The following is a 434-nucleotide window of genomic DNA, read 5'->3' as shown; positions in this document are numbered from 1 at the left end:
CGGTGATGTGCATGAATTAATTAAAGAATATACACGCTTCAAATCATCTGATACAGCAGATGTAAAAGAGCTTGCCAATATCAAACCAACGAATGGTGAGCCGTATGTTCCTGCATGGTTATCAATAACACCGATGAATTCAACCACCCTAAAAGGTGTTCCGGTTGACTTACACTTGCAAGTGGATCAAGAAAATAGCGACGATGATTCAGAACTTACCAATGATGGCACTATCATAGAGTTTATAACCAGTCCAAGTATAACCATAACGCCTAACTCTATAAATTTGGGTGATCTGATAAAAGGAGGTCGGCTACCTCCAAAAACCCTAAACTCTTCTAATAATGTCTTCCAATCTAAAACCATTCATAGATATCGCGATGAAAGCACTACTTTTAAAATTGAGTCAAATGTCAAAGACAATTTGCCTGGAT

Annotated in this window: 1 protein-coding gene; it reads left to right on the top strand. The window is 37.8% G+C overall.

Annotated features, from left to right (window positions below; genetic code table 11):
* Positions 1-434: hypothetical protein (locus ACT3SX_RS15575; RefSeq protein WP_444761880.1), on the top strand; the 434-nt coding region annotated here is incomplete at both ends.

The sequence above is a fragment of the Psychrobacter sp. AOP31-B2-9 genome, assembly GCF_052378005.1.
Classification (GTDB): Bacteria; Pseudomonadota; Gammaproteobacteria; order Pseudomonadales; family Moraxellaceae; genus Psychrobacter.
This window is presented reverse-complemented; position numbering and strand designations above follow the sequence as displayed.